We start from the raw sequence: 26,267 nt of genomic DNA, 5'->3' as shown, positions 1-26,267 counted from the left end.
AACAACGTAGTGCGTAGTGGTGCCCTGCTGGGAAGCGGGGCGTGTCTTAACCCTTTAACCCCGTATGGCTTTTGCATCCGTGCCACGAGCGTAAGCGCTCCGGCCTCAACGCCCAACCGGCCTGGAACAGGCTGGAAGCGCAGCAGAAACCATGCAAATCCAGATTTTTATGTCCGACCTGCAAACCTCCACCCCCAATACCGAATCTTTCGCGGCTCTGTTTGAAGAGTCGCTGACCCGCCAGGACATGCGCGCCGGCGAAGTCATCTCCGCTGAAGTCGTGCGCGTCGACCACAACTTCGTGGTTGTCAACGCTGGCCTGAAGTCCGAGGCTTACATTCCCCTCGAGGAATTCCTGAACGACCAGGGCGAAGTGGAGGTTCAGGCGGGCGATTTCGTTTCCGTCGCGATCGACGCGCTGGAAAACGGCTACGGCGACACGATCCTGTCGCGCGACAAGGCAAAGCGTCTCGCTTCGTGGCTGTCGCTGGAAAAGGCTCTCGACAACAACGAACTCGTGACCGGCACGATCACGGGCAAGGTCAAGGGCGGCATGACCGTCATGGTCAACGGCATCCGCGCGTTCCTGCCGGGTTCGCTCGTCGACACGCGTCCGGTCAAGGACACGACGCCGTACGAAGGCAAGACGCTGGAATTCCGCGTCATCAAGCTCGACCGCAAGCGTAACAACGTCGTGCTGTCGCGCCGCGCAGTGATCGAAGCCACGCAAGGCGAAGAGCGCGCAAAGCTGCTCGAAACGCTGAAGGAAGGCGCGATCGTCAACGGCGTGGTCAAGAACATCACCGACTACGGCGCGTTCGTGGACCTCGGCGGCATCGACGGCCTGCTGCACATCACCGACATCGCATGGCGTCGCGTGCGTCACCCGTCGGAAGTCCTGTCGGTTGGCCAGGAAGTCACCGCCAAGATCCTCAAGTTCGACCAGGAAAAGAACCGCGTTTCGCTCGGTATCAAGCAACTGGGCGACGATCCGTGGGAAGGCATCTCGCGCCGTTACCCGTCGGGCACGCGCCTGTTCGGTAAGGTCACGAACATCACCGACTACGGCGCGTTCGTCGAAGTCGAATCGGGCATCGAAGGCCTGGTTCACGTGTCGGAAATGGACTGGACCAACAAGAACGTTGCTCCGTCGAAGGTTGTCCAGCTGGGCGACGAAGTCGAAGTCATGGTCCTCGAGATCGACGAAGACCGCCGCCGCATCTCGCTCGGCATGAAGCAGTGCAAGCCGAACCCGTGGGATGACTTCAGCCGCAACTTCAAGAAGGGCGACAAGCTGCAAGGCGCAATCAAGTCGATCACCGACTTCGGCGTCTTCATCGGTCTGCCGGGCGGCATCGACGGTCTGGTTCACCTGTCGGACCTGTCGTGGTCGGAAACGGGCGAAGAAGCTGTTCGCAAGTACAAGAAGGGCGACGAAGTCGAAGCCGTGGTTCTGGGTATCGACGTCGAGAAGGAACGCATCTCGCTGGGTATCAAGCAGCTCGAAGGCGACCCGTTCAGCAACTTCGTTGCTGTCAACGACAAGGGTTCGACGGTTGACGGCGTGGTCAAGTCGGTCGACGCAAAGGGTGCAGTTATCACCCTGAACGCTGACGTCGAAGGCTACCTGCGTGCTTCGGAAATCGCGCAAGACCGCGTGGAAGATGCTCGCAACGTGCTGAAGGAAGGCGACAAGGTCAACGCGATGATCATCAACATCGATCGCAAGTCGCGTGGCATCAACCTGTCGATCAAGGCGAAGGACTCGGCTGAAACGCAAGAAGCACTGCGCAGCATGTCGTCGGACACGGGTGCGGCTGCTACCGGCACGACCAACCTCGGCGCGCTGCTGAAGGCCAAGCTCGACGGCCAGAACCAGTAAGCCTCAAACGGGGGCAAGCTGAAGTATGACCAAATCTGAATTGGTCGCGCAGCTGGCTACGCGATTTCCGCAACTTGTCCTCAAGGATGCGGATTTCGCGGTGAAAACGATGCTCGATGCGATGTCCGAGGCGCTTGCCAAGGGCCATCGCATCGAAATTCGCGGCTTCGGCAGTTTCGGACTGAATCGCCGGCCGTCACGCGTCGGACGCAATCCCAAGTCGGGTGAAAAGGTGCTGGTACCTGAGAAGTTCGTACCGCACTTCAAGCCGGGCAAGGAACTGCGCGAGCGCGTGGACCGTAATTCGGGCGAGCCGCTGAAGGCGGACGAGCCGGACGACGATCTGTAATCGCCGCAAGGTTATTGCAGCGGTTGCAGCCGTTGGCGGTCAATGCCAGATGGCCAGTGCATGGACCGAAGAAAGCGCAGGGTTTTTCGAAACCCGGCGCTTTTTTTTCGTCCGCGTTTTTTGCGCGATGCGCTGTGTGCGCACTGCCTGCGCGCTTCGTGAGCGTTTCTTTCTCCGTGTGAGGCGCGCTGACGCCGTGTAAGGTGTTCTTGTCGTCCCGCATTGTTCGGCTCACCGTGCGGCTTCGCGCACGTGCCGGGTCGCGGGCCGTTCCATTACAATACGGGACACTTCGGCGCGTCCTTTGCTGCGGCGCAGCAAGCCGGCCGCGCCGGCGCTCTCCCGCAACTGCCAAGAGAATCCTTCATGAGATTGATCGCCTGGGTGATCCGTGTGCTGGTCTTCGTGCTGCTGCTCGTGCTCGCACTGGCCAACACGCAAACCACGACGCTGAACTTTCTGGCCGGCTATGCGTGGCAGGCCCCGCTCATCCTGATCGGGCTGGCGTTCTTCGTGGTCGGCCTGCTGGCCGGGCTGCTTTCGGCGCTGCCGGCGATGTTCCGGCTGCGCATGGAAAACGGCCGCCTCAAGCGTGAGCTGCGCACTGCGCGCGAAACGCCCGTGGTCGCCGCTGAACCGCCGCTGCCGCCGCTCATCTGATTCGAATGACCCGCCGCGCGCGCTCATCCAGGCGTGCGGCTTGAACCTCATACCATCGCTCGCATGGATCTCGATTTCTGGTGGCTCCTCGTCATTCCCGTCGCTTTTGCGCTCGGCTGGATGGCGTCGCGCTACGACCTCAAGGCGCTGCTGTCCGAAAGCGCCAACCTGCCGCGCTCCTATTTCCGCGGCTTGAACTTCCTGCTCAACGAACAGCCGGACAAGGCGATCGATGCGTTCATCGAAGTCGCCAAGCTCGATCCGGAAACGGTCGAGCTGCACTTCGCGCTCGGCAACCTGTTCCGCCGCCGTGGCGAAACCGACCGTGCAATCCGCGTGCATCAGAACCTGCTTTCGCGCGCCGATCTGCCGGTCAACGAGCGCGACCACGCGCTCTATGAACTCGGACAGGACTTCCTGAAGGCGGGCATGCTCGATCGCGCCGAGGAAACCTTCGGCACGCTCAAGTCCGGCGACTACGCGCAGGGCGCGCAGCGCGCGCTGCTCACGATCTACGAGATCGAGAAGGACTGGAACCGCTCGATCGACACCGCGCGCCAGCTCGAAACCATGGGTGCGCAGCCGCTCGGCCTGGAAATCGCCCAGTTCCATTGCGAACTCGCGCAGGAAGCCCTGCAGCGCAAGAACCCGGAGGAGGCGCGTCGCCAGCTCGGCCTCGCGCTCAAGGCGAATCCGCAGAACGTGCGCGCCACGATTCTCGCGGGCGACGTCGACGCCGCCAGCGGCGACGCCCAGTCGGCGCTCACGCAATGGAAGCGCGTCGAGCCGCAGAACGCGGCCTATTTGCCGCTCGTGGCCGAGAAGATCATGAAGGCCTACGAGACGCTGGGCAAAGCGCCGGAAGGCGCAAAACTGCTCACCGACTGGGTCGACCGCCATTCGTCGAACGATCTGCTCGATGTGGCCTATAAATATGTAGCCGAGCTCAACGGCCCCGACGCGGCCCACACGCTCGCGCGCACGCAGATGCAGAAGTCGCCGAATCTCGCCGGCATGACGCGTCTGCTCGAAGCGCAGCAGGCCACCGCCGAGGAGCCGCGACGCAGCGAACTGGAACTCATGCGCAAGCTGATCCAGCAGCGCACCAAGAATCTGCCGCGCTATACCTGCCAGAACTGCGGGTTCCGCGCGCGTCTTTTCTACTGGCAGTGCCCGGGCTGTAGCGGTTGGGAAACCTACGCGCCGCGCCGCGTCGAGCCGATTCCGGCGTCAAGCTGACGGGCCGCTTCAAGTCGGCCCGCGACCATGCAATATCAACATCCGAATCTGTCACCGGAGCGCGTATGAAAATCACCATTATCGGTACCGGCTATGTCGGCCTCGTCACCGGGGCGTGCCTTGCCGAAATCGGTCACGACGTGTTCTGCCTCGACGTCGATCCGCGCAAGATCGACATTCTGAACAACGGCGGCGTGCCCATCCATGAGCCGGGCCTGCTCGAACTCATCCAGCGTAACCGCAAGGCGCGCCGCATCACGTTTTCCACCGACATCGCCGCGAGCGTCGAGCACGGCGAGGTGCAGTTCATCGCCGTCGGCACGCCGCCGGACGAGGACGGTTCCGCCGACCTGCAATACGTGCTGGAAGCCGCGCGCAGCATCGGCCGGCACATGAACGGCTTCAAGGTCATCGTCGATAAATCGACGGTGCCGGTCGGCACGGCGCAGCGCGTCCAGGCCGTGGTCGCCGAGGAACTCGCCAAACGCGGCATCGACGCGAGCGAGCAACACCGCTTCTCGGTGGTCTCGAATCCCGAGTTCCTGAAAGAGGGCGCGGCCGTGGACGACTTCATGCGTCCCGACCGCATCATCATCGGCATCGACGAAGACGCTAACGGCGAACTCGCGCGCGAGAAGATGAAGCGCCTCTATGCGCCGTTCAACCGCAACCACGAACGCACGATTTACATGGACGTGCGTTCGGCGGAATTCTCGAAGTACGCGGCCAACGCCATGCTGGCGACGCGCATCTCGTTCATGAACGAGATGGCGAACCTGGCCGACCGCGTGGGCGCCGACATCGAAGCGGTGCGTCGCGGCATCGGCTCCGATCCGCGCATCGGCTATCACTTCCTCTACGCGGGCTGCGGCTATGGCGGCTCGTGCTTCCCGAAGGACGTGCAGGCGCTGATCCGCACGGCTGCGGAATCCGGCCAGAACCTGCGCATTCTCGAAGCGGTCGAGGACGTGAACCACGACCAGAAGGACGTGCTGGTCGGCAAGATCGTCAAGTCGCTGGGCGAGGACTTGAGCGGCAAGCACTTCGCGGTCTGGGGCCTCGCATTCAAGCCGAACACCGATGACATGCGCGAAGCGCCGAGCCGTCGCCTGATCGCCGAACTCGTGTCGCGCGGCGCGACGGTGTCGGCCTACGATCCGGTCGCGACCGACGAGGCGCGCCGCGTGTTCGCACTCGATCTGGCGAACTCGCCGGAGCTGCTCGCGCGCATCACCTTTGCGCCGAGCCAGGACGACACGCTCGCGGGCGCCGATGCGCTCGTGATCGTCACCGAATGGACGGCCTTCAAGGCCCCCGATTTCGAAGCGCTCAAGGCGGAGCTGAAAGCGCCGCGCATCTTCGACGGACGCAATCTCTACGAGCCGGACGCGATGGCGGAGCACGGCTTTGACTATCACTCGATCGGGCGCCCCCATGTCAAACACGCAAGCGATGCAACCTCAGCAGCCTGATTACGCGGCGCTCGCACCCGACGTCAAGGTCGTGCCGCGCGAGCAGTTTGGCCAGTCGCGCGTGCTGGTGGTGGGCGACGTGATGCTCGACCGCTACTGGTTCGGCGACGTCAACCGCATCTCGCCGGAAGCGCCGGTGCCGGTCGTGCACGTGCAGCGCCAGGAAGACCGCCTGGGCGGCGCAGCCAACGTCGCGCGCAATGCGGCGGCGCTGGGCGCGCAGGCGGGGCTGCTGTGCGTGGTGGGTCATGACGAGCCGGGCGAGCGTATCGTCGAGCTGCTCGGCGAAAGCCACGTGCACGCGCATCTCGAACGCGATCCCGCGCTGCCGACCACCATCAAGCTGCGCGTGCTGTCGCGCCAGCAGCAACTGCTGCGCGTGGACTTCGAGAACACGCCTGCGCACGAGGCGCTGCTCGCGGGCCTCGCGCGCTTCGACGCGCTGCTGCCCACGCACGACGTGATTCTCATGTCGGATTACGCGAAGGGCGGCCTCACGCACGTCACGCAGATGATCTCGAAGGCGCGCGCCGCCGGTAAGGCCGTGCTGGTCGATCCGAAGGGCGACGACTGGGAGCGCTATCGCGGCGCGAGCGTCATCACGCCGAACCGCGCCGAACTGCGCGAAGTCATCGGCAACTGGAAGTCCGAGGACGATCTGCTGGCGCGCGTGACGAAGCTGCGCGCGGAGCTGCAAGTCGACGCGTTGCTGCTCACGCGTTCGGAAGAGGGTATGACGCTCTTTTCCGCGGACGGCGTGCTGCATACGCCGACCGTTGCGCGCGAAGTGTATGATGTCTCGGGCGCCGGCGACACGGTGATTGCCACCCTCGCAACCGCGCTGGGCGCGGGCCTTTCGCTTCAGGAAGGTGTTGCGCTCGCCAACCGCGCGGCCGGCATCGTGGTCGGCAAGCTCGGCACCGCCACCGTCGATTACGACGAACTCTTTCAATGACGTTGCACGCGCGCGGTTGACCACCGCGCCGCCCTGAAGTGAAACTTCGGGGCGCCCCGGCCGGGATTTCTGGAGAGTTTTCCCGGCCCGCGTGAACCCTCGCGTGAAACTTCACCGCAGAAATACCATGACCATCATTGTGACCGGCGCGGCCGGCTTCATCGGCAGCAACATCGTCAAGGCGCTGAACGAACGCGGCGAAGACCGTATCATCGCCGTCGACAATCTCACGCGCGCCGACAAGTTCAAGAACCTGGTCGATTGCGAAATCGACGACTACCTCGACAAGACCGAATTCGTCGAGCGCTTCACGCGCGGCGACTTCGGCAACGTGCGCGCGGTGTTCCACGAAGGCGCCTGTTCGGACACGATGGAAACCGACGGCCGCTACATGATGGACAACAACTTCCGCTTCAGCCGTGCGGTGCTGGACGCCTGCCTCGCGCAGCGCGCGCAGTTCCTCTACGCGTCGTCGGCGGCGATCTACGGCGGCTCGACGCGCTTCGTCGAGGATCGCGAAGTGGAAGCGCCGCTGAACGTCTACGGTTATTCGAAGTTCCTGTTCGACCAGGTGATCCGCCGCGTGCTGCCCACGGCGCAAAGCCAGATCGCGGGCTTCCGTTACTTCAACGTGTACGGCCAGCGCGAGACGCACAAGGCGCGCATGGCGTCGGTGGCGTTCCACAACTTCAACCAGTTCCGCGCCGAAGGCCGCGTGAAGCTGTTCGGCGAGTACAACGGCTACGCGCCGGGCGAGCAGACGCGTGACTTCGTGTCGGTGGAAGACGTGGTGAAGGTCAACCTGTTCTTCTTCGATCATCCCGAGAAGAGCGGCATCTTCAATCTGGGCAGCGGCCGTGCGCAGCCGTTCAACGACATCGCCACGAGCGTCGTCAACACGCTGCGTGCGATGGAAGGCAAGCCCGCGCTCACGCTCGAAGAGCAGGTCAAGGAAGGGCTGATCGAATACATCCCGTTCCCGGATGCGCTGCGCGGCAAGTACCAGTGCTTCACGCAGGCTGACCAGTCGAAACTGCGCGCAGCGGGCTACGACGCGCCGTTCCTGACGGTTCAGGAAGGCGTCGATCGCTACGTACGTTGGCTATCTGGCCAGGTGTAAGCACAAGCGGTCTCTCCCTAAACTGGATTCTCCTCGCCGGCGATGGTCGCCGGCGGTGGCTATCAAAGGAGATCCAGCATGATCAGAAAAATTCTCGCACTGGTGGCGCTGCTTGCCGCCTTCGGCCAGGCATTCGGCGCCGTGGACGTCAACACCGCCAATGAGGATGCGCTGCGTGGCATCAAGGGCATCGGGCCCGCACGCGCCAAGGCCATCCTCGACGAGCGCGGCGCGCATGGCCCGTTCAAGGATGCATCCGATCTCGGCAAGCGGGTGAAGGGGCTGGGCGGTCATACCGTCGAACGTTTGCAGGCCGAAGGATTGTCGGTCGGCCCGGCTAACGGCAAGCCCGGTGCGGCGACGCAGACGGCTGGCAGCGCGGGCGCGAAGGGTGCGACGGCAAAGAGCGGTAACGCGCAAGGCGCGGCTACGGGCGCAACTGTTGGCAGCACCACGGTCGCGGTGAAGAAGTAGCGCTCGCGCGCGTGATAGCCGCGCCGCGACCTTGCTCGCATGGCGCGGCGGCAGTCTCCTTCAGGTGTCGCCACGGTGCCGCTCAACCACCGTTCGGGCGACGTTGAACCCGCGGTTCCGGCCGCGGGCTTTTTGCGGCGGTCGCGACCGCTCGCGACCCTCATGTCCGCATGGGCTGTCAGGGCGCCTCAGCGCAGGCAGGCCGCGTGGTTTAGAATCGAAAAATCACGTAATCGCGCCTGACCGTCACCTTTTATGCCATACAAGACCATTGAAGACACGATTGGCAACACGCCGCTCGTGCAACTCGTCCGTTTGCCGGACGATGAAATCCGCGCCCGCAACAACATCGTGCTGGCCAAGCTGGAAGGCAACAACCCGGCAGGCTCGGTCAAGGACCGCCCCGCGCTGTCGATGATCCGCAAGGCGGAGCAGCGCGGCCGCATCAAGCCGGGCGATACGCTGATCGAAGCGACGAGCGGCAACACCGGCATCGCGCTGGCGATGGCCGCGGCGATTCGCGGCTACAAGATGATCCTCATCATGCCGGAGGATCTTTCGATCGAACGCCGCCAGAGCATGGCCGCCTACGGCGCGGAAATCATGCTCACGCCGGTGAAGGGCGGCATGGAATACGCTCGCGATCTCGCCGAGCAGATGCAGCGCGACGGCAAGGGCATCATCCTCGACCAGTTCGCCAATCCCGATAATCCGCTTGCCCATTACGAAGGCACCGGCCCGGAACTGTGGCGCGAGACTGAAGGCCGCATCACGCACTTCGTGTCGTCGATGGGTACGACGGGCACGATCATGGGCACGTCGCAATATCTGAAAGAGCAGAACCCGGCCATCGAGATCGTCGGCGCGCAGCCGGAAGAGGGCTCGCGTATTCCGGGTATCCGCAAGTGGCCCGAAGCCTATCTGCCGAAGATTTTCGACCGCAGCCGCGTGGATCGCGTCGAGAACGTGAGCCAGGCCGCCGCCGAAGCGATGGCGCGCCGTCTGGCCTCGGTCGAAGGCATCTTCGCGGGCATCTCGTCGGGCGGCGCGTGCGAAGTCGCGATGCGTCTCGCGCGCCAGCTTGAGAATGCGACGATCGTGTTCATCGTCTGCGATCGCGGCGACCGTTATCTGTCGACGGGCGTGTTCCCGGCTTGATTATGGTTTGAGCGTGGCTTGAGCGTCGCTGCCAAGCCGACGCGCTTGAATACAAAAGGGCGGTCTGTCTTGTGAGACAGACCGCCCTTTTTCGTGGCGCGATCCAGCGTGCGTTATTGCGGCTGCGCCTGAGGTTGCGTGGGGCGTGCCTGGCGCAGTTGCTGCAATTGCTGTAACTGCTGCGGCGTGAGCGTCGTCGTGCCGTTCGACGGCCCGGTGCTCACATCGCCGCCAACATCGCCGCCCGTGTCTGCGCCGGCATCGGCGCCGGACTGCGACGCCAGCATCTGTGCCTTCACGCGCTGGCCAAGCTGATACACCGACAGCGCGTAAAAGAAGCTGCGGTTATAGCGCGTGATCACATAGAAGTTCTTCAGGCCCAGCATGTACTCGGTCGCGCGACCGGGAGTCGGCAGATCGATCACGGTGACCGGCGTGCCGCCTTCGGCTGCGATATCGACATTCGGCTCGTTGAGCGCGAGACCCGAGCGCAGCAACTGCACCAGCGGCCAGCGCGGATCCGGCTTGCCGTCGGCGGCGGCCTGCGCAATGCCCTGGCTGCCCGCATCGTTGGCGATCTTCCACACCACCGGGCGACCCGTTTCCCAGCCGTTCTGCTTCAGATAGTTCGCGACGCTGCCGATCGCATCGGCCGTGCTTGCGCGCAGGTCGATATGGTGATTGCCTTCGTAGTCGACGGCGTATTGCACGATGCTGCTCGGCAGGAACTGCGGAATGCCGATCGCGCCCGTGTACGAACCCAGCACCGACGACGGATCGAGCTGCGCATCGCGCGTCCACACCAGGTAGTCTTCGAGATTCTTGCGGAACGTCGCCATGCGGTCGGCGCGATTGGGCGTATCCGGATAATCGAACGCGAGCGTCGTGAGTGCGTCGAGCACGCGGAAGTTGCCCATGTAACGGCCGTAGATCGTCTCCACGCCGATGATGCCGACAATCACCTCCGGCGGCACGCCGAACTCGTCCGATGCGCGTTGGAGCGTCGCCTGGTTCGCGCGCCAGAATTTCACGCCCGCATTGATGCGCACGGTGTCGAGAAAGCGCGCCTGATACGCGCGCCAGTTTTTCGTGCCCGGCGTGGGCGAGGGCGTGACCAGTTTCACCGCCGTCGCCGAGTAGCTGGCGCTTGCGAACAGGGCGTGCAGCGCATCGGCGTTGAAGTCGTAGCGCGCGACCATGTCGTTGATGAAGGCATCGACGTTCGGATTGTTCGCGTAGCGCTGCGGGACGATTTCCTCTTCGAACGTCTGGCCTTGCGAAGCCTGTTGCGGCTGCGCCTGGGCGAGCGTCACGGGCTTGCGCTTCGCAGTGGACGCTGCGGGAGCCGGCGGAGCGGATTGCGCATGCGCGGCGCCAGTCCACAGCGCCGCCGCAGTGCAGAGCGCGAGGGCGAAAGACGAAATGCGCGGGTGGCCGGAAACTGACGGAGCGGACTTTTGCGCGGACGTGTGCGTCATGGGAGGCGAGCGGGATCTGAACGGGAGAAAGGGGTGCGGGGCAGTATACCCGAGCACTTCGCGCGCACTAAGCCTGATGGGCTTGCGCACGTGGGGAACGCGATGGCGGCGCACCTCGCACGCCTGCTGGCGCAATCGATGCAGTGGCCGTGTGGTAACGTGACGCTAACCCGCGCTTGACCGCGGCCCGCGCGACTGTTGCGAATCCCTGCGCAGCACCCCGACGAAAGACCTGATGGAGACCCGCGATGCGCCTGCGTGCGCCGCGGCCAGTACGACACATGACGACCGGTTTTTTCACGCATCCCGACTGTCTGCTGCATGAAATGGGCGAGTGGCATCCCGAATGCCCCGCACGCCTGCAGGCCATCGAAGACCAGCTCATCGCCAGCCGCATCGACGCGCTGATCGAGCGCGACGACTCCGCGCCGCTCGCGGACGAAGCCGCGCTCCTGCGCGTGCACACCCAGGCGCATATCGATTACCTGCGCCAGCTCGCGCCGCAGGAAGGCTACGCCGCGATCGACCCCGATACCTCGATGAACCCGCACACGTGGCAGGCCGCCTTGCGCGCGGCGGGCGCCGCCGTTGCCGCGACGGACGCCGTGATCGCGGGCCGCTACGAGAACGCATTCTGCAGCGTGCGCCCGCCCGGCCATCACGCCGAGCCCGCGCGCGCGATGGGCTTTTGCTTCTTTAACAACGTCGCCGTCGCGGCGCGCCATGCGCTCGACGTGCATGGCCTGTCACGCGTGGCCGTCGTCGACTTTGACGTGCATCACGGCAACGGTACGGAAGCCGCGTTCGCGGGCGATTCGCGCGTGCTCATGTGCAGCATCTTCCAGCATCCGTTCTATCCGTTCTCGGGCGCCGACAACCAGGCACCGAACATGGTCAACGTGCCGATGGCGGCGCGCACCAAAGGCATGGAGGTGCGCGAGGCCATCGACATTCTGTGGCTGCCGCGCCTGCACGAATTCAAGCCGGAGATGGTGTTCGTCTCGGCGGGCTTCGACGCGCATCGCGAGGACGATCTCGGCAACATGGGTCTCGTCGAGGACGACTACGCGTGGATCACCGAGCAGATCGTCGATGTCGCCAAACGTCACGCGAAGGGGCGCATCGTGAGTTGTCTCGAAGGCGGCTACAACCTCTCGGCGCTGGGGCGCAGCGTGGTGGCGCATCTGCGCGTGATGGCCGGCATCTGATTGTCCAGGGCGTTGCCAGGGAGCACAGCGTCATGCACCAGGATTCCCCGCTGATCGATGTGACGTACGACGCGTATGGCGTTGCGGGCGTCGTGCGTCTTACCTTGAATCGGCCCGACGCGTTCAACGCGCTCTCCGAAGCGCTCATCGACGCCTTGCAGGCCCAGCTTGCCGCTATCGCGAAATCCGATGCGCGCGTGGTCGTGATCGCAGCGGCAGGGCGCGCGTTCTGCGCGGGCCACGATCTCAAGGAGATGCGCGCCACGCCCTCGCTCGACTACTACAAGGCGCTGTTCGCACGCTGCTCGAAGATGATGCTGGCGATCCAGACGCTGCCGCAGCCCGTGATCGCGCGGGTCCAGGGCGTGGCGACGGCGGCGGGTTGCCAGCTTGTCGCGATGTGCGATCTCGCCGTGGCGGCCGACTGCGCGCGCTTTGCGGTGTCGGGCATCAACCTTGGGCTGTTCTGTTCGACGCCTGCGGTGCCGCTCACGCGCAACGTGTCGCGCAAAGCGGCCTTCGAGATGCTGATGACGGGGGACTTCATCGACGCGCCGACGGCGCTGCGCGAAGGACTCGTCAATCGCGTCGTGCCGCCTGACGAACTCGATGAAGCCGTGACGGCGCTCGCCGCCAGGATCTGCGCCAAGCCGCGCGAGGCGGTCGAGGCGGGCAAGGGACTCTTCTACCGGCAGCTCGAAATGAGTGTCGAGGCTGCGTACCAACTCGCCGGGCAGACCATGGCGTGCAACATGATGACGGATCCGGCGCTCGACGGCGTGCAGGCGTTTATCGACAAGCGGGGCGCGAAGTAGCCCCGTTCAGCAGTGGCGGTCGATCCAGTCCAGCATTGATGCGATCACGCGCTCGCGGTCGAGATCGTTGAGCGTTTCGTGGAAGCTGCCTTCGTACAGCGTGAGCGTGCGATCGGCCGAGCCGACGTGTTCGCCGAATGCGCGGCTGCCATCGGGTTCCGTGAGCTTGTCTTCGGTGCCGTGCCACACGAGCACCGGCAGGCGCAATTGCGCGCGGCCCGCTTCGATACGCTTCATCGCTTCGAGCAATTCCGCGCCGGTGCGCGCGGGAATCGCGCCGTGGTGCACGAGCGGATCGGCGCGATTGGCTTCGACCACGGCCGCATCGCGCGCGAGCAACGCGGCGTCGATCTTCATGGCCGGAAAGCGCGGCCAGATCGCGCTCATCACGCGGCTCGCGGAAATCATCCACTGCGGCACGTCGCGGCCGGGCGCCAGCGCGGCGCTCGACAGCAGCAGGCCCGCGAAATTCACGCCCGCACGCGGCGCGCGCTCGATGGCGTAGAGCGCCGCGATCGCCCCGCCCATGCTGTGGCCCATCAGAAAGAGCGGCGTGTGGCGCCGGGCGCTCTGTGCCGATGCATGGGCGATCAGCGCTTCGGCGTCGTCCAGGTAATCGTCGAAGCGCTGGATCGTCGCGCGCCGCCCGCTCGCACGCCCATGGCCGCGCAGGTCGATCGCGTAGACGTCGATGCCCGCGGCGTTCAGTCGCGCCGCCAGTGCGGTGTAGCGCCCCGCATGCTCGGCGAGTCCGTGAACCAGCGCGATGGCCGCGCGCGCCGGTTTGGCGACCGTGCGCCAGACGTAGAGCGGCAGTTCGGCGCCGTCGCGCGCGCGCAGCGTGACGGTTTCGGCTGCGCCGTAACCGCTCGGTACCGCGTGTGCAGCGGCGTTCAACTGGCTTGTCTCCATATGTGCGCCTCTTTTCCTTGGTGGTTTGATTATCGGGATCGGGCAGTCGGGGGAGGGTAGCGCCGATTCGGCGCGCACACACCCGCATTTCGCCGCACGATCCCTCTAATGCGTTTGGGTTATGAAAGTATCGGAATTGATTATTAAAAGGAATTTTGCCGGCCAGGGTAAAATGTCGAGTTGATTCCAGTCCATCAAACGGCGGCAGTCTGCCGGTGCGACGTGGCTTGTGCGGTTGAAAGATCGTTGCAAGATTCCTGTGGCGCACGGCACACCCCGCCGTTTCGTTTTTTTCATGATCGAAATTCGAAACGTGTTCCAGCGCTTCGCCGGCCCGCAAGGCGGCTGGGTCGAGGCGCTGCACAACGTCAATCTGACGATTCCGCAGGGCGAGGTGTTCGGCATCATCGGCCGCAGCGGCGCGGGCAAGAGTACGCTCGTACGCACCCTCAATCTGCTCACGCGACCCACCGAAGGCGACATCGTCGTCAACGGGCGCACGCTCACGACGCTCTCCAGCGCCGACCTGCGCGAAGCGCGCCGCGAGATCGGCATGATCTTCCAGCACTTCAACCTGTTGTCCTCGCGCACGGTGTTCGACAACGTGGCGCTGCCGCTCGAACTCGCGGGCATGAAGCGCGCCCAGATCGAAGAAGCGGTGCTGCCGCTGCTCGAACTGGTCGGCCTCACGGCGCAGAAAGACCGCTATCCGTCGCAGATCAGCGGCGGCCAGAAGCAGCGCGTGGGTATTGCGCGCGCACTGGCCAGCAAGCCGAAGGTGCTGCTTTCCGACGAAGCGACTTCGGCGCTCGACCCGGAAACCACGCGCGCGATTCTCGATCTGCTGCGCAAGATCAATCGCGAACTGAACCTGACCATCGTGATGATCACGCACCAGATGGAAGTGATTAAACAGGTCTGCGACCGCGTGGCCGTGCTCGACGCGGGCCGGGTGGTGGAAACCGGGCCGGTGCTCGACGTGTTTCTCCAGCCGCACCACGAAGTCACGCGCGCGCTGCTCGGCGACGTGATCGCCCAGGAACTGCCGCCCACGCTCAAGGCGCGCGTGGTCGAACGTCTGGCCAAGGGCAACGCGCACCTGCTGCGCCTCGCCTTCAAGGGCTCGGGTGTCGACCAGCCGGTGCTCTCGGAGACGATTCGCCGCTTCGAACTCGATTTCAACATCCTGCATGGCCAGATCGACGAGATCCAGGGGCAGGCGTTCGGCTCGCTCGCGGTGCTCGCGGGCGGCGATGCGGTGAAGGTGGCGCAGGCCATGACGTGGCTGCGCGAGCAGGGTGTGGTGGTGGAGGAGCTGTCCCATGTGGAGTGAAATGTTCGATATGTTCGTCCAGTCGTTCTGGGAGACGCTCATCATGGTGGGCATTTCCGGACTGGTCGGCGCGGCCGTGGGCTTGCCGCTCGGCGTGCTGCTCTATCTGACCGACCGCAACGGCGTGCTGCAGAACGTGGCCGTCAATCGCGCGATGGGCGTGGTCGTCAACGCCGTGCGCTCGACGCCGTTCATCATCCTGCTGGTCGCCGTGATTCCGTTTACGCGCGTCGTGGTCGGGTCGTCGATCGGCACGGCCGCTGCCATCGTGCCGCTGACGATCTCCGCCGCGCCGTTCATCGCGCGTCTGGTCGAAACGGCTCTGCGTGAAGTCGATCGCGGCCTGATCGAAGCCGCGCAGTCGATGGGCGCGACCACCAGCCAGATCGTTTTCAAGGTGCTGCTGCCTGAGTCGCTGCCTGGCGTGGTGGCGGGGCTGACGATCACGTTCATTTCGCTGGTCGGCTATTCGGCAATGGCCGGTGCGATCGGCGGCGGCGGCCTGGGTGACCTGGGTATCCGCTATGGCTATCAGCGCTTCGAGCCGGAAGTCATGTTGCTGGTCGTCGTGGTGCTGATCGTGTTCGTGCAGATCGTGCAGTCGTTCGGCGACTGGCTGGTGCGGCGCCTGAGCCACAAGTAACCGCAGTAAGCGCAGTAAGCGGATCGTCCAAACCGACGAGGCTGGCCAGGCGTTTTTTCGCTATAGATCAATAACTACAGAGACAAAGGTTTGGTTATGCAACGTCGTTTTGTGATTGGGCTGGCTGCGGCGCTTGGCGCCGCCGTGCTCGCCGCGCCGCTTCTCGCGAATGCGGACGAGACCATCAAGGTGGGCGTGACGGGCGGCCCGCACGAGCAGGTGATGGAAGTGGTGAAGCGCGTCGCGGCGAAGAACGGCCTCGACATCAAGATCGTCGAGTTCTCGGATTACGTGCAGCCGAATGCGGCGCTGGCGGGCGGCGATCTCGACGCCAACAGCTACCAGCACGAGCCGTATCTGGATGCGCAGGTGAAGGATCGTGGCTACAAGCTCGTGAAGCTTGCGGACACGGTCACTTTCCCGATGGGCATTTACTCGAAGAAGATCAAGACGCTGACGCAGCTCAAACCAGGCGCGCGGATTGCGGTGCCTAATGACCCGACCAATGGCGGGCGCGCGTTGCTGCTGTTGCAGACGCAAGGCCTCATCAAGCTGCGCGCCAGTGCAGGTCTGAAGGCCACGCCCATCGACATCGTGGATAACCCCAGGAAGCTGAAGATCGTCGAACTCGACGCGGCGCAGATTCCGCGTTCGCTCGACGATGTGGACGCCGCCGCGATCAATACGAATTTCGCGATGCAGGCCGGGCTCAAGCCGAAGGCCGACGCCATTGCGATGGAAGATCCGCACGGGCCGTATGTCAATATCCTTGCGATCCGTGCAGAAGACCGCAACAAGCCGTGGGCGGCGAAGCTGGCGGCGGCCTACCGGTCGCCGGAAGTGAAGCAGTACATCGAGCAGAAGTTCGGCGGGGCGGTGATCGCCTCCTGGTAATTCTGGTGGGCGAGTCCAGCCGCGACGAATTAGATAGAGAATTCAGTCGGAGCCCGGGCTTGAGCCCGGGTTTTTTCCGACATAAAATCGCACGACCGTTCGCTACTGGCGAACAAGGCAGCCAGCCGCGAAAATGGGGCGGCTGCGACTGCAAAGCGGGTCGTGCGGGAAAAATGCTGGCGGCGGGTGCGTGCGGGAACGCTATCGCTATAATGTCCGCCAGGTTGACGTATTCGTAACTTCGGAGCATGTGAATGAAAGTCCTTGTGCCAGTCAAGCGCGTAGTCGATTACAACGTGAAGGTTCGTGTGAAGTCGGACGGCACGGGCGTCGACATCGCGAACGTGAAAATGTCGATGAACCCGTTCGACGAAATCGCTGTTGAAGAAGCGGTGCGTCTGAAGGAAGCGGGTGTGGCGACGGAAGTCATTGCTGTGTCCGCAGGTGTGGCGCAGGCGCAGGAAACGCTGCGCACGGCGCTGGCGATCGGCGCGGATCGCGCCATCCTGATCGAGTCGAACGAAGACCTCCAGCCGCTGGCCGTCGCCAAGCTGCTCAAGGCGCTGGTCGACAAGGAACAGCCGCAGCTCGTCATCCTGGGCAAGCAGGCGATCGACGACGATTCGAACCAGACCGGCCAGATGCTGGCTGCACTGGCAGACCTGCCGCAAGCCACCTTCGCTTCGAAGATCACGGTTGCAGACGGCAAGGCTACGGTCGCACGTGAAGTCGACGGCGGCGCGGAAACGCTGTCGCTGACGCTGCCCGCAGTCGTTACGACGGATCTGCGCCTGAACGAGCCGCGCTACGTCACGCTGCCGAACATCATGAAGGCGAAGAAGAAGCCGCTGGAAACGATCAAGCCCGAAGACCTCGGTGTGGACGTCACGCCGCGTCTGAAGACCCTCAAGGTCGCTGAGCCGCCGAAGCGTTCGGCAGGCGTGAAGGTCGCCGACGTGAAGACGCTGGTCGAGAAGCTGAAGACCGAAGCCAAGGTGCTGTAAGGGAGCGAGAAGAAAATGACGAATCTGGTTATTGCTGAACACGACAATCAGTCGATCAAGGCTGCAACGCTGAACACGGTTGCTGCCGCACAGAAGATTGGCGGCGACGTGCACGTGCTGGTCGCAGGTCACAACGCTCAAGCAGCGGCTGACGCTGCAGCGAAGATCGCGGGCGTGTCGAAGGTGCTGCTGGCCGACGCGCCGCAACTCGCGCAAGGTCTGGCTGAGAACGTCGAAGCCACGGTTCTCGCCATCGCGAAGAACTACTCGCACATCCTGGCGCCGGCAACGGCAGCGGGCAAGAACGTGACGCCGCGTATCGCTGCGAAGCTCGACGTCGCGCAGATCTCGGACATCACGGCAGTCGATTCGCCGGATACGTTCGAGCGTCCGATCTACGCAGGCAACGCGATTGCGACGGTGCAATCGGCGGATCCGGTCAAGGTCATCACTGTGCGTACGACGGCATTCGACGCAGTTGCTGCCGAAGGCGGCAGCGCAGCGGTTGAAAAGCTCGAAGCCGCAGCCGACAACGGCAAGGCAGCGTTCGTTGGCCGCGAAGTCACGAAGCTCGACCGTCCGGAACTGACGAGCGCGAAGATCATCGTCTCGGGCGGCCGGGGTCTCGGCAGCGGCGAGAACTACACGCAAGTGCTGGAGCCGCTCGCTGACAAGCTCAATGCAGCGCTGGGCGCATCGCGCGCAGCCGTCGACGCGGGCTATGTGCCGAACGACTACCAGGTCGGCCAGACCGGCAAGATCGTCGCTCCGCAGCTGTACGTTGCGGTCGGCATCTCGGGTGCGATCCAGCATCTGGCCGGCATGAAGGACTCGAAGGTCATCGTCGCGATCAACAAGGACGAAGAAGCACCGATCTTCAGCGTGGCTGACTACGGCCTCGTTGGCGATCTGTTCACGGTTGTGCCGGAGCTCGTCAAAGAGCTCGGCTAAGCCGGAACGATGCGTGAATAACGCAAACCAGACGCGTGTCACCACATGACGTCTGAAACAGAAAAGGGGCGCTTTAAGCGTCCCTTTTTTTATCCGATAACCGGAACAGCCGGAGACTGGGAGGACTGACATGTACGACGCGCCGATCAAGGACATGCTGTTCGTGATGCAGCAACTCGCGGGACTCGACGCCATCGCGGCGCTGCCAGGCTACGAGGACGCCACGCCCGAAACCGTCGAAGCCGTGCTGCACGAGGCCGCGAAGTTCTGCGGCGAAGTGCTCGCACCGCTGAACGCCGAGGGCGACCGCAACCCCAGTCGCTGGGACAACGGCACGGTGCACGCGACGCCCGGTTTTGCGCAGGCGTTCGGCCAGTACGTCGCGGGCGGCTGGCAGGGCGTGCAGCATCCTCAGGAATACGAAGGACAGGGCTTGCCCAAGCTCGTCGGCACGCCGTGCGTGGAGATGCTCAACGCGGCGAATCTTTCGTTCGCGCTGTGTCCGCTGCTCACCGACGGCGCCATCGAGGCGCTGCTCACGGCGGGCAGCGAGACGCAAAAGCAGCGCTTCGTGCCGAAACTGATTGCGGGCGTCTGGACGGGCACGATGAACCTCACCGAGCCGCAGGCCGGCTCGGATCTCGCCGCCGTGCGCACGCGCGCCGAGCCTCAGCCCGACGGCACCTACAAGGTGTTCGGCACCAAGATCTTCATCACCTGGGGCGAGCACGACATGGCGGAGAACATCGTCCACCTCGTGCTCGCGCGCACGCCCGATGCGCCCGAAGGCGTGAAGGGCATATCGCTGTTCATCGTGCCGAAGTTCCTCATCAACGAAGACGGCACGCCCGGCGCGCGCAACGACGTGCAGTGCGTGTCGATCGAACACAAGCTCGGTATCAAGGCGAGTCCGACGGCGGTGCTTCAGTACGGCGACCACGGCGGCGCGATTGGCGAGCTGATCGGCGAGGAGAATCGCGGCCTCGAATACATGTTCATCATGATGAACGCCGCGCGCTTCGCGGTGGGCATGCAGGGCGTGGCGGTGTCCGATCGCGCGTACCAGAAGGCGCTGGCCTACGCGAAGGAGCGCGTGCAAAGCCGGCCCATCGACGGTTCGTCGAAAGCGGCGACGACGATCATTCACCATCCGGATGTGCGCCGCATGCTCGCGACCATGCGCGCGCTGACCGAAGCGGCGCGCGCGCTCGCTTACGTCGCGGCGGCGCAGAGCGACCTTGCGCATCGCGATCCCGACGAAACGAGGCGGGCGCAACACCAGGCGGGCTACGAATACCTCGTGCCGATCGTGAAGGGCTGGAGCACGGAGCTGGCCATCGACGTCGCGAGCCTGGGCGTGCAGGTGCACGGCGGCATGGGTTTCATCGAGGAAACCGGCGCGGCGCAGTTCTATCGGGACGCGCGCATTCTCGCGATCTACGAGGGCACCACGGCGATCCAGGCCAACGACCTGATTGGCCGCAAGACGCTGCGCGACGGCGGGGCGGTGGTGAAGGCGTTGCTCGCAGAGATCGGCGAAACCGTCACTGAGCTGGTCGCGCAGGACGGCGCCGCGTTCAAGTCGATGGCGAATCATCTGGCGCTCGGCCAGCAGGCGCTGGGATTGACGGTGGACTTCGTGCTCGCGAACGCAAAGCGCGACCCGAACGCCGTATTCGCGGGCAGCGTGCCGTACCTGAAGCTCGCAGGCATCGTGCTGGGCGGCTGGCAGATGGCGCGCGCGATGCTGGCCTCGCAGCGCCTCATGCAGGATGATCCGAAGTTCCACGGCGCGAAGATCGCGACCGCGCAGTTCTACGCCGAGCATGTGCTGCCGCAGGCGGTCGCGCTCGAAGCGTCGATTGTCAGCGCGAAGGGCTCGGAAGGCGTGCTCGCGCTTGCCGAGGATCAGTTCTGACGGGATTGACCTGCGGCGGTAAACGCAAAACGGCGGCTCGTGTGAACGGGCCGCCGTTTTTCTACACCAACGAGAAGCGGGCGTTACGCGTAAGCCGGACGATGCTCGCCCTTGGTCTCGCCGAGGTAGCGATAGACCGAGAGATCGTCGGCCTTGATCGCGGGCTGCTTGCCCGAGATCAGGTCGGCGAGCAACTGACCCGAGCCGCACGACATCGTCCAGCCCAGCGTGCCGTGGCCCGTGTTCAGGAACAGGTTCGAGAACGGCGTGCGGCCCACCACCGGCGTGCCGTCCGGCGTCATCGGACGCAGGCCGGTCCAGAACGTGGCCTTGGTCGTGTCGCCGCCGCCCGGGAACAGGTCGTTCACGCACATTTCCAGCGTTTCGCGACGGGCTTCCTTGAGCGTCTTGTCGAAGCCGACGATTTCGGCCATGCCGCCCACGCGGATCCGGTCGTCGAAACGCGTGATCGCGATCTTGTAGGTCTCGTCGAGCACGGTCGACACCGGCGCTGCGCCCGCGTTGACGATCGGCGCGGTGATCGAATAACCCTTGAGCGGATAGACCGGGATCTTCACGAGGCCCGCAAGCATCTTCGTCGAGAACGAACCGAGCGCCACGACGTAGGAATCCGCACGCACGACTTCCGCGCCGCACTGCACGCCGGCAATGCGGTCGCCTTGCACGACGAGGCCGTCGATCGGCGTGTTGTAGCGGAACTTGACGCCCAGCTCGGCGGCCATCGCGGCGAGGCGCGTGGTGAACAGCTGGCAGTCGCCGGTTTCGTCGCCCGGCAGGCGCAGGCCGCCCGTGAGCTTGTGCGAGACGGCGGCGAGCGCCGGTTCGGCGCGATGGAGTTCGGCGGGCGTCAGCAGTTCGTACGGGACGTTGGCGTCCTTGAGCACGGCGATGTCTTTCTGTGCGCCGTCGAATTGCTGCTGGGTGCGGAACACCTGGAGCGTGCCGCCCGTGCGGCCTTCGTACTGGATGCCGGTGTCGGCGCGCAGCGCCTGCAGGCAGTCGCGGCTGTATTCGGCCAGGCGCACCATGCGGCCCTTGTTGAGCGCGTAGCGATCGGCCGTGCAGTTTTGCAGCATTTGCCACATCCACTGCAACTGGAATTTCGTGCCGTCGAGACGGATCGCGAGCGGCGCGTGCTTCTCGAACATCCACTTGATGGCCTTGAGCGGCACACCGGGCGCGGCCCACGGCGCGGCATAACCCGGCGAGATCTGGCCGGCGTTCGCAAAGCTGGTCTCCAGCGCAGGAGCGGGCTCGCGGTCGATCACCGTCACTTCATGGCCCGCGCGGGCAAGATACCAGGCGCTGGCCACCCCGACCACACCACTGCCCAACACGACGACTCGCATAGCTGCTCCACCAGTTAGATTTGTTTGGGGCTACGCCGCTTTGCCGGGCTGAACCGCCTGTCTGAGGCGTGTGCAGCGCACAAGGCATGAAAAATCGGATGTAGCCAGTGATATCGCCTATGCTATTGTTCAACGTCCAGATTTTGTTATTGTATTTTTTAGATTTTCAGGAAAAAAACATGAGAACGCAGCGTCAGCCGGTTCGTGCGCTCGACCGGCTCGATCACCGCATCCTGAAACTGCTCCAGGAGGACGGCCGCATGGCCATGAAAGACCTCGCGGAGCAGGTGGGGCTGTCGGTCACGCCGTGCATCGAACGCGTCAAGCGCATGGAACGCGACGGCGTCATCACGGGCTACTACGCGCGCGTGAATCCCAACGTGCTGGGTGCGGCGCTGCTGGTGTTCGTGGAGATCACGCTCGACCACAAGAGCGGCAACATGTTCGACCAGTTCCGCCGCGAGGTGCAGAAGATTCCCGAGGTGCTGGAGTGCCACCTGGTTTCGGGCGACTTCGACTATCTGATCAAGGCGCGCATCGGCGAGATGGCCGATTACCGCAAGCTGCTGGGCGACATCCTGCTGCAACTGCCGGGCGCGGTGCAGTCGAAGAGCTATGTGGTGATGGAAGAGATCAAGGAAACGCTGACGATCGCCGTTGGCGAGTAGGCGCAGGCCGCTTCCAGGCGCATTCCGGGGCTGAGTTCGGCCCTGTTTTTCTCGCTCGACAAAGCGTCTCGATACTGTATATTTGTACAGTATCGAGACGCTTTTTTGCATTGAGCCGTGAACGACCCGGAATCCAGTCGGCAAGCCGACACTCGCGACACACGTGAGCACGACACTGACACGTGGTATCCCGTCGCCCCGCCTGCGCCACGCAAGGGGCGCGGCGCGGTCACGAACATGCAGGGGCGTTACGAAGTCGACCAGCGCGAAGTCTTCGACGATGGCTGGCAGCAGGCGCAGCCCGAGGAAGGCGAAGAACATGACGGGCCCCAGGCCGATCTGCTGCGCACGCAGGTCTTCGAGGAGCGCGCGAAAAGCATTCTCACGCGCAACCAGTCGCCGGATATCCCGTTCAATGTTTCGCTCAATCCGTATCGCGGCTGCGAGCACGGCTGCATTTATTGTTTCGCGCGACCCACGCACAGCTATCTCGGGCTGTCGCCGGGGCTCGACTTCGAAAGCCGGCTCTACGCGAAGATCAACGCGCCCGACTTGCTGCTGCGCGAGATCTCGAAGCCCTCGTACGAGCCGGAGCCGATCGCGCTGGGCGTCAACACGGACGCCTGGCAACCCATCGAGCGCGACTTGCGTCTCACGCGCCGCGTGATCGAGGTGCTGGCCGAGCGTCAGCATCCGTTCGCGGCCATCACCAAATCGTCGCTGATCGAGCGCGACATCGATCTGCTCGCGCCGATGGCGCAGCGCAGGCAGTTCATGGCGGCGATCACCATTACCACGCTCGACGCCGATATCGCCCGCACGCTGGAGCCGCGCGCCGCCACGCCCGCGCGTCGCCTGCGCACGATCCGCACGCTCGCTCAGGCGGGCATTCCGGTGGGCGTGAGCATCGCGCCCGTGATTCCCTTCGTCACCGAACCCGACATGGAACGGGTGCTGGAAGCCTGCGCCGAAGCGGGCGCGACAAGCGCGAGCTATATCGTGCTGCGTCTGCCGTGGGAAGTGTCGCCGCTGTTTCAGGGCTGGCTGGAGGCCCATTTCCCGCAGCGGGCGGCGCGTGTGATGAGCCGCGTGCGCGACATGCGCGGCGGCAAGGATTACGAGTCGGATTTTTCGCAGCGCATGAAGGGCACGGGACTATGGGCCGATCTGCTCAAGCAGCGCTTTCATCAGGCCGTGAAGCGGCTCGGGCTCAACGAGCGCCGCCACGGTATTCTGGATATGTCGGAGTTCGTGCGCGAGAAGACCGTGCGGGACAAGCCGCAGCTCGACCTGTTCTAGCCGATCCGTTCTAGCGCCGGCGCACGCGCTTACTGCGAGAGCGCCCTGGCCGCTTCGACCTGCGATTCGAAATACGTCTGGAACGAGAGCGCGAGTCCCGTCATCAGCAGGAACGCGCCGATCAGCAGCGAAAAGATCACCACGAAGATCACCGTCCAGCCCGAGCCGCTCACGCGCGTGCCCGCGAAGGCGGCATTGAACTGCGCGTCCCACTTGTCGTCGGGGCGCAGGCCGTAGACGATCGCCGCGAGAAACGCCGAAAGCACCGACACCGCGCCGATCACGGCAAGCACCCAGCCGGCAATCGATGCGCGTTCGGTGGCCACGAGCAGCATCACGCCCGGAATCCCAAGCAGCGTGCCGGCGATATGGGCCCAGCCCCACACGTCGCGCGGCCCATACAGATAGAAGCGGTGAGCGCCCAGGCTGCCTAGCAGAAAGGCGAGGGCGGCGGTGAGCGTCTTGTTGCGAAAGCGTGCGGGATTTTTCTGATTGGGCATGGGCTGGCGGGTTTTCTCGGACGGCGCGTAGAGCGGTATTCGAACGCGCAAAGCAAACGACGAGCGGGCTGTCTCGGCCCGCGGGTCATTGTACGTGCGGCGTTCGTGCTTCAGCAGGTGTTGCGCCTTATGTCCGGAACAGCCTGGGCCGTGAGTCGATTCAGGGGGGGGGCTCAAGGTCGCGTGTAAGTCACGCGATAGATCGCCCCGGCGTAATCGTCGCTGATGAGCAGCGAGCCATCGGGCAGCGGCAGCACATCGGCGGGGCGGCCCCATTGCGTATCGTCGGCATTGAGCCAGCCCTGGGCGAACACTTCCTGATGCGCGTTCGCGCCGTTGGCGTCGGCCGTGACGCGCACGACGCGATAGCCCACCTTGCGGCTGCGGTTCCACGAGCCGTGCTCGGCGATGAAGATGCTGTTGCGGTAGGCGGCGGGAAACATCGCGCCTGTATAGAAGCGCATGCCGAGCGAGGCGACGTGCGCGCCCAGTTGCACGACCGGCGGCGTGAAGTCGCTGCACGGATGCTGCTTGCCGAATTCCGGGTCGCTCACGTTGCCGCCGTGACAATAAGGAAAGCCGAAGTCCTCGCCGGTGTGCGCGAGGCGATTGAGCTTGTCGTCGGGGATATCGTCGCCGAGCATGTCGCGGCCGTTGTCCGTGAACCATAGCTCGTGCGTCTGCGGATGCCACGCGAAACCCACCGTATTGCGCACGCCGCGCGCAATGGTCTCGTAGTGCGAGCCGTCCGGATCCATGCGGCCGATCATCGCGAAGTGGGTGCGCTGCGGATCGCTCGCGGGCAGGCAGACGTTGCAGGGCGCACCTTGCGGCACGTAGAGCTTGCCGTCCGGGCCGAAGGCGATGAATTTCCAGCCGTGATGACGCTCGCTGGGCAACTGGTCGGTGACGACGGCGGGTTTGGGCGGATCGTCGAGATGATCGTCGATGGCATCGAGCCGCACGATCGACGACACGGCGGATACATATAGAGCGTTATCGCGCCACGCCACACCCACTGGCATGTTCAAGCCGCTGGCGACCACATGACGCTTCACGAGCTTGCCGTCGCGCAATTCGAGCGCATAGACGCGGCCCTCCATGCTGCCGACGTAAAGAATGCCTTTGTTGGGCGAGAGCGTCATTTCGCGTGCGGCGGGCACGTCGTCGCTGAGCACTTCGATATGGAGGCCGGGTGGCAGCTTGATGCGCTCGATGGGCAGCGCGGCATGCGCGCTCGATGCGCAGAAGAGGAGGGCGGCGGCAATCGTCGCGCCGGTATCGCGTAAAATACGCGGCGCTTTGCGCACTGGTGGTGCCGACGATGCGTCGGCGCCACACCTCTGCCGTTCGAGGGACGCATCGGCAGAAAGCGTGAAGACGCGCCCGTTACACCGTTTGAAAATCGCCCAGGCCCGCGCCAGAAGCCGCTGCGCCGCCATCGCACAGGTACCCTCGTTGTCCCTGCGAGCCGGGTTTCGGTCGCCTTGCATCGTCGCCTTCCTTGCCGCTTTCGTGCGGCCTTTCTGGTTGAGCAGCGCGGTTTTCAGTTAAGTGTTTGTTATGCCATTGGTTTCGGGCTATAATCGCATGTTTCAGTAGTCCCGAACCCCCGGTTTTCAAGGATTCTAGTATGGTTATCATCCGTCTGGCACGCGGCGGCTCGAAGAAGCGCCCGTTCTACAACATCGTCGCAACCGATTCGCGTAACCGTCGCGACGGCCGTTTCATCGAGCGCGTGGGCTTCTACAACCCGGTCGCTACCAAGGGTGAAACGCTGCGTATCGCTCAAGATCGCGTTACGTACTGGCAGGAAAACGGCGCGCAAATGTCGCCGGCTGTCGAGCGTCTCGTGAAGGAAGCGCAAAAGGCTGCAGCCCAACCGGCTGCTTAAGTCTTTGACGTGTTTTACCCCGTGCGCGCAGCGTAAGCCGCGTGTGCGAATTCAAGCTGGCTGCGAGGTTT

At 64.2% G+C, this 26,267-nt stretch carries 25 protein-coding genes; 20 read left to right on the top strand and 5 right to left on the bottom strand.

Annotated elements, in window-relative coordinates; all coding sequences use genetic code 11:
- The first annotated feature begins 151 nt into the window (after window positions 1-151).
- The 9 genes from rpsA (at window position 152) to cysM (ending at window position 9,309) form a co-directional block, all read left to right on the top strand.
- A complete protein-coding gene (gene rpsA, locus BBA01S_RS16265) occupies window positions 152-1,882 on the top strand; it encodes a 30S ribosomal protein S1 (RefSeq protein ID WP_027817383.1) in 1,731 nt (576 codons plus the stop codon).
- Window positions 1,883-1,907: 25 nt separating this feature from the next.
- A complete protein-coding gene (locus BBA01S_RS16260; protein ID WP_027817382.1) occupies window positions 1,908-2,231 on the top strand; it encodes an integration host factor subunit beta in 324 nt (107 codons plus the stop codon).
- Window positions 2,232-2,597: 366 nt separating this feature from the next.
- Window positions 2,598-2,891: a lipopolysaccharide assembly protein LapA domain-containing protein gene (locus tag BBA01S_RS16255; RefSeq protein ID WP_027817381.1), complete on the top strand. Its 294-nt coding sequence runs from the start codon at window positions 2,598-2,600 to the stop codon at window positions 2,889-2,891.
- 63 nt (window positions 2,892-2,954) lie between these two features.
- Window positions 2,955-4,130: a lipopolysaccharide assembly protein LapB gene (gene lapB, locus BBA01S_RS16250; protein ID WP_027817380.1), complete on the top strand. Its 1,176-nt coding sequence runs from the start codon at window positions 2,955-2,957 to the stop codon at window positions 4,128-4,130.
- A gap of 65 nt (window positions 4,131-4,195) precedes the next feature.
- The gene (locus BBA01S_RS16245; RefSeq protein ID WP_027817379.1) at window positions 4,196-5,602 is read left to right on the top strand and encodes a UDP-glucose dehydrogenase family protein; all 1,407 of its coding nucleotides are present in this window, start codon (window positions 4,196-4,198) and stop codon (window positions 5,600-5,602) included.
- Window positions 5,565-6,557: a D-glycero-beta-D-manno-heptose-7-phosphate kinase gene (rfaE1, locus tag BBA01S_RS41485; protein ID WP_084162214.1), complete on the top strand. Its 993-nt coding sequence runs from the start codon at window positions 5,565-5,567 to the stop codon at window positions 6,555-6,557. Before BBA01S_RS16245 ends, rfaE1 begins: the two co-directional genes overlap by 38 nt.
- Before the next feature lie 127 nt (window positions 6,558-6,684).
- Complete coding sequence (gene rfaD, locus BBA01S_RS16235; RefSeq protein WP_027817378.1) at window positions 6,685-7,677, top strand: ADP-glyceromanno-heptose 6-epimerase; 993 nt, start codon at window positions 6,685-6,687, stop codon at window positions 7,675-7,677.
- Between the two features lie 78 nt (window positions 7,678-7,755).
- Window positions 7,756-8,151: a ComEA family DNA-binding protein gene (locus tag BBA01S_RS16230; RefSeq protein ID WP_027817377.1), complete on the top strand. Its 396-nt coding sequence runs from the start codon at window positions 7,756-7,758 to the stop codon at window positions 8,149-8,151.
- Between the two features lie 255 nt (window positions 8,152-8,406).
- On the top strand, window positions 8,407-9,309 hold the full coding sequence (gene cysM / locus BBA01S_RS16225; RefSeq protein ID WP_027817376.1) for a cysteine synthase CysM: 903 nt from the start codon (window positions 8,407-8,409) through the stop codon (window positions 9,307-9,309).
- Window positions 9,310-9,422: 113 nt separating this feature from the next.
- On the opposite strand, the gene mltB is transcribed toward cysM, so the two are convergent.
- On the bottom strand, window positions 9,423-10,787 hold the full coding sequence (gene mltB / locus BBA01S_RS41480; RefSeq protein WP_084162212.1) for a lytic murein transglycosylase B: 1,365 nt from the start codon (window positions 10,785-10,787) through the stop codon (window positions 9,423-9,425).
- A gap of 281 nt (window positions 10,788-11,068) precedes the next feature.
- Here mltB and BBA01S_RS16215 point away from each other — a divergent pair, with 281 nt between their 5' ends.
- A complete protein-coding gene (locus BBA01S_RS16215; protein ID WP_027817375.1) occupies window positions 11,069-11,995 on the top strand; it encodes a histone deacetylase family protein in 927 nt (308 codons plus the stop codon).
- 32 nt (window positions 11,996-12,027) lie between these two features.
- The gene (locus BBA01S_RS16210; RefSeq protein WP_027817374.1) at window positions 12,028-12,810 is read left to right on the top strand and encodes an enoyl-CoA hydratase; all 783 of its coding nucleotides are present in this window, start codon (window positions 12,028-12,030) and stop codon (window positions 12,808-12,810) included.
- Window positions 12,811-12,816: 6 nt separating this feature from the next.
- On the opposite strand, the gene BBA01S_RS16205 is transcribed toward BBA01S_RS16210, so the two are convergent.
- Window positions 12,817-13,650: an alpha/beta hydrolase gene (locus tag BBA01S_RS16205; RefSeq protein ID WP_027817373.1), complete on the bottom strand. Its 834-nt coding sequence runs from the start codon at window positions 13,648-13,650 to the stop codon at window positions 12,817-12,819.
- Between the two features lie 367 nt (window positions 13,651-14,017).
- On the opposite strand from BBA01S_RS16205, the gene BBA01S_RS16200 reads away from it, so the two are divergent.
- From BBA01S_RS16200 to BBA01S_RS16175, 6 genes are all read left to right on the top strand, one after another.
- Window positions 14,018-15,055: a methionine ABC transporter ATP-binding protein gene (locus tag BBA01S_RS16200; RefSeq protein WP_027817372.1), complete on the top strand. Its 1,038-nt coding sequence runs from the start codon at window positions 14,018-14,020 to the stop codon at window positions 15,053-15,055.
- Window positions 15,045-15,698 (top strand): methionine ABC transporter permease, encoded by a 654-nt coding sequence (locus BBA01S_RS16195; protein ID WP_027817371.1) that lies wholly within the window; start codon window positions 15,045-15,047, stop codon window positions 15,696-15,698. Before BBA01S_RS16200 ends, BBA01S_RS16195 begins: the two co-directional genes overlap by 11 nt.
- 96 nt (window positions 15,699-15,794) lie before the next feature.
- Window positions 15,795-16,592, top strand: coding sequence for a MetQ/NlpA family ABC transporter substrate-binding protein (locus BBA01S_RS16190; protein ID WP_027817370.1), 798 nt, complete (start codon window positions 15,795-15,797; stop codon window positions 16,590-16,592).
- A 254-nt stretch (window positions 16,593-16,846) separates the two neighbouring features.
- Window positions 16,847-17,596: an electron transfer flavoprotein subunit beta/FixA family protein gene (locus tag BBA01S_RS16185; RefSeq protein WP_027817369.1), complete on the top strand. Its 750-nt coding sequence runs from the start codon at window positions 16,847-16,849 to the stop codon at window positions 17,594-17,596.
- A 15-nt stretch (window positions 17,597-17,611) separates the two neighbouring features.
- Window positions 17,612-18,547 (top strand): electron transfer flavoprotein subunit alpha/FixB family protein, encoded by a 936-nt coding sequence (locus BBA01S_RS16180; protein ID WP_027817368.1) that lies wholly within the window; start codon window positions 17,612-17,614, stop codon window positions 18,545-18,547.
- A gap of 130 nt (window positions 18,548-18,677) precedes the next feature.
- The gene (locus BBA01S_RS16175; protein WP_027817367.1) at window positions 18,678-20,465 is read left to right on the top strand and encodes an acyl-CoA dehydrogenase; all 1,788 of its coding nucleotides are present in this window, start codon (window positions 18,678-18,680) and stop codon (window positions 20,463-20,465) included.
- Between the two features lie 83 nt (window positions 20,466-20,548).
- On the opposite strand, the gene BBA01S_RS16170 is transcribed toward BBA01S_RS16175, so the two are convergent.
- Window positions 20,549-21,835, bottom strand: a complete 1,287-nt coding sequence (locus tag BBA01S_RS16170; protein WP_027817366.1) for a D-amino acid dehydrogenase — start codon at window positions 21,833-21,835, stop codon at window positions 20,549-20,551.
- Window positions 21,836-22,014: 179 nt separating this feature from the next.
- Here BBA01S_RS16170 and BBA01S_RS16165 point away from each other — a divergent pair, with 179 nt between their 5' ends.
- Together BBA01S_RS16165 and BBA01S_RS41475 are read left to right on the top strand one after the other, a co-directional pair.
- The gene (locus BBA01S_RS16165; RefSeq protein WP_027817365.1) at window positions 22,015-22,503 is read left to right on the top strand and encodes an Lrp/AsnC ligand binding domain-containing protein; all 489 of its coding nucleotides are present in this window, start codon (window positions 22,015-22,017) and stop codon (window positions 22,501-22,503) included.
- A gap of 117 nt (window positions 22,504-22,620) precedes the next feature.
- On the top strand, window positions 22,621-23,802 hold the full coding sequence (locus tag BBA01S_RS41475; protein ID WP_042297341.1) for a PA0069 family radical SAM protein: 1,182 nt from the start codon (window positions 22,621-22,623) through the stop codon (window positions 23,800-23,802).
- A 29-nt stretch (window positions 23,803-23,831) separates the two neighbouring features.
- Here the strand turns inward: BBA01S_RS41475 and BBA01S_RS16155 are convergent, their stop codons facing one another.
- Together BBA01S_RS16155 and BBA01S_RS41470 are read right to left on the bottom strand one after the other, a co-directional pair.
- Window positions 23,832-24,302 (bottom strand): NINE protein, encoded by a 471-nt coding sequence (locus tag BBA01S_RS16155; RefSeq protein WP_027817364.1) that lies wholly within the window; start codon window positions 24,300-24,302, stop codon window positions 23,832-23,834.
- Between the two features lie 173 nt (window positions 24,303-24,475).
- Window positions 24,476-25,612 (bottom strand): PQQ-dependent sugar dehydrogenase, encoded by a 1,137-nt coding sequence (locus BBA01S_RS41470; RefSeq protein WP_042297340.1) that lies wholly within the window; start codon window positions 25,610-25,612, stop codon window positions 24,476-24,478.
- Between the two features lie 323 nt (window positions 25,613-25,935).
- Between BBA01S_RS41470 and rpsP the strand changes: the two genes are divergently transcribed.
- Window positions 25,936-26,196 (top strand): 30S ribosomal protein S16, encoded by a 261-nt coding sequence (gene rpsP / locus BBA01S_RS16145; protein ID WP_027817363.1) that lies wholly within the window; start codon window positions 25,936-25,938, stop codon window positions 26,194-26,196.
- The last annotated feature ends 71 nt before the right edge of the window (window positions 26,197-26,267 follow it).

This window comes from Paraburkholderia bannensis NBRC 103871, assembly GCF_000685015.1.
In the GTDB taxonomy this organism is placed as follows: domain Bacteria; phylum Pseudomonadota; class Gammaproteobacteria; order Burkholderiales; family Burkholderiaceae; genus Paraburkholderia; species Paraburkholderia bannensis.
Note: the sequence above shows the minus strand (reverse complement) of the source record. Positions and strands in the feature narration are given on the sequence as shown.

Excerpts from the sequence above, each read along its gene's own strand:
- BBA01S_RS16210 (WP_027817374.1), top strand. The coding sequence starts at position 12,028 with ATGCACCAGGATTCCCCGCTGATCGATGTGACGTACGACGCGTATGGC.
- mltB (WP_084162212.1), bottom strand. The coding sequence starts at position 10,787 with ATGACGCACACGTCCGCGCAAAAGTCCGCTCCGTCAGTTTCCGGCCAC.
- BBA01S_RS16170 (WP_027817366.1), bottom strand. The coding sequence starts at position 21,835 with ATGCGAGTCGTCGTGTTGGGCAGTGGTGTGGTCGGGGTGGCCAGCGCC.
- BBA01S_RS16230 (WP_027817377.1), top strand. The coding sequence starts at position 7,756 with ATGATCAGAAAAATTCTCGCACTGGTGGCGCTGCTTGCCGCCTTCGGC.
- BBA01S_RS16175 (WP_027817367.1), top strand. The coding sequence starts at position 18,678 with ATGTACGACGCGCCGATCAAGGACATGCTGTTCGTGATGCAGCAACTC.
- BBA01S_RS16255 (WP_027817381.1), top strand. The coding sequence starts at position 2,598 with ATGAGATTGATCGCCTGGGTGATCCGTGTGCTGGTCTTCGTGCTGCTG.
- rfaD (WP_027817378.1), top strand. The coding sequence starts at position 6,685 with ATGACCATCATTGTGACCGGCGCGGCCGGCTTCATCGGCAGCAACATC.
- BBA01S_RS16180 (WP_027817368.1), top strand. The coding sequence starts at position 17,612 with ATGACGAATCTGGTTATTGCTGAACACGACAATCAGTCGATCAAGGCT.
- rpsP (WP_027817363.1), top strand. The coding sequence starts at position 25,936 with ATGGTTATCATCCGTCTGGCACGCGGCGGCTCGAAGAAGCGCCCGTTC.
- rfaE1 (WP_084162214.1), top strand. The coding sequence starts at position 5,565 with ATGTCAAACACGCAAGCGATGCAACCTCAGCAGCCTGATTACGCGGCG.
- BBA01S_RS16195 (WP_027817371.1), top strand. The coding sequence starts at position 15,045 with ATGTGGAGTGAAATGTTCGATATGTTCGTCCAGTCGTTCTGGGAGACG.
- BBA01S_RS16165 (WP_027817365.1), top strand. The coding sequence starts at position 22,015 with ATGAGAACGCAGCGTCAGCCGGTTCGTGCGCTCGACCGGCTCGATCAC.
- BBA01S_RS16185 (WP_027817369.1), top strand. The coding sequence starts at position 16,847 with ATGAAAGTCCTTGTGCCAGTCAAGCGCGTAGTCGATTACAACGTGAAG.
- BBA01S_RS16155 (WP_027817364.1), bottom strand. The coding sequence starts at position 24,302 with ATGCCCAATCAGAAAAATCCCGCACGCTTTCGCAACAAGACGCTCACC.
- BBA01S_RS16245 (WP_027817379.1), top strand. The coding sequence starts at position 4,196 with ATGAAAATCACCATTATCGGTACCGGCTATGTCGGCCTCGTCACCGGG.
- BBA01S_RS16200 (WP_027817372.1), top strand. The coding sequence starts at position 14,018 with ATGATCGAAATTCGAAACGTGTTCCAGCGCTTCGCCGGCCCGCAAGGC.
- lapB (WP_027817380.1), top strand. The coding sequence starts at position 2,955 with ATGGATCTCGATTTCTGGTGGCTCCTCGTCATTCCCGTCGCTTTTGCG.
- BBA01S_RS16215 (WP_027817375.1), top strand. The coding sequence starts at position 11,069 with ATGACGACCGGTTTTTTCACGCATCCCGACTGTCTGCTGCATGAAATG.
- BBA01S_RS16190 (WP_027817370.1), top strand. The coding sequence starts at position 15,795 with ATGCAACGTCGTTTTGTGATTGGGCTGGCTGCGGCGCTTGGCGCCGCC.
- BBA01S_RS16260 (WP_027817382.1), top strand. The coding sequence starts at position 1,908 with ATGACCAAATCTGAATTGGTCGCGCAGCTGGCTACGCGATTTCCGCAA.
- cysM (WP_027817376.1), top strand. The coding sequence starts at position 8,407 with ATGCCATACAAGACCATTGAAGACACGATTGGCAACACGCCGCTCGTG.
- rpsA (WP_027817383.1), top strand. The coding sequence starts at position 152 with ATGCAAATCCAGATTTTTATGTCCGACCTGCAAACCTCCACCCCCAAT.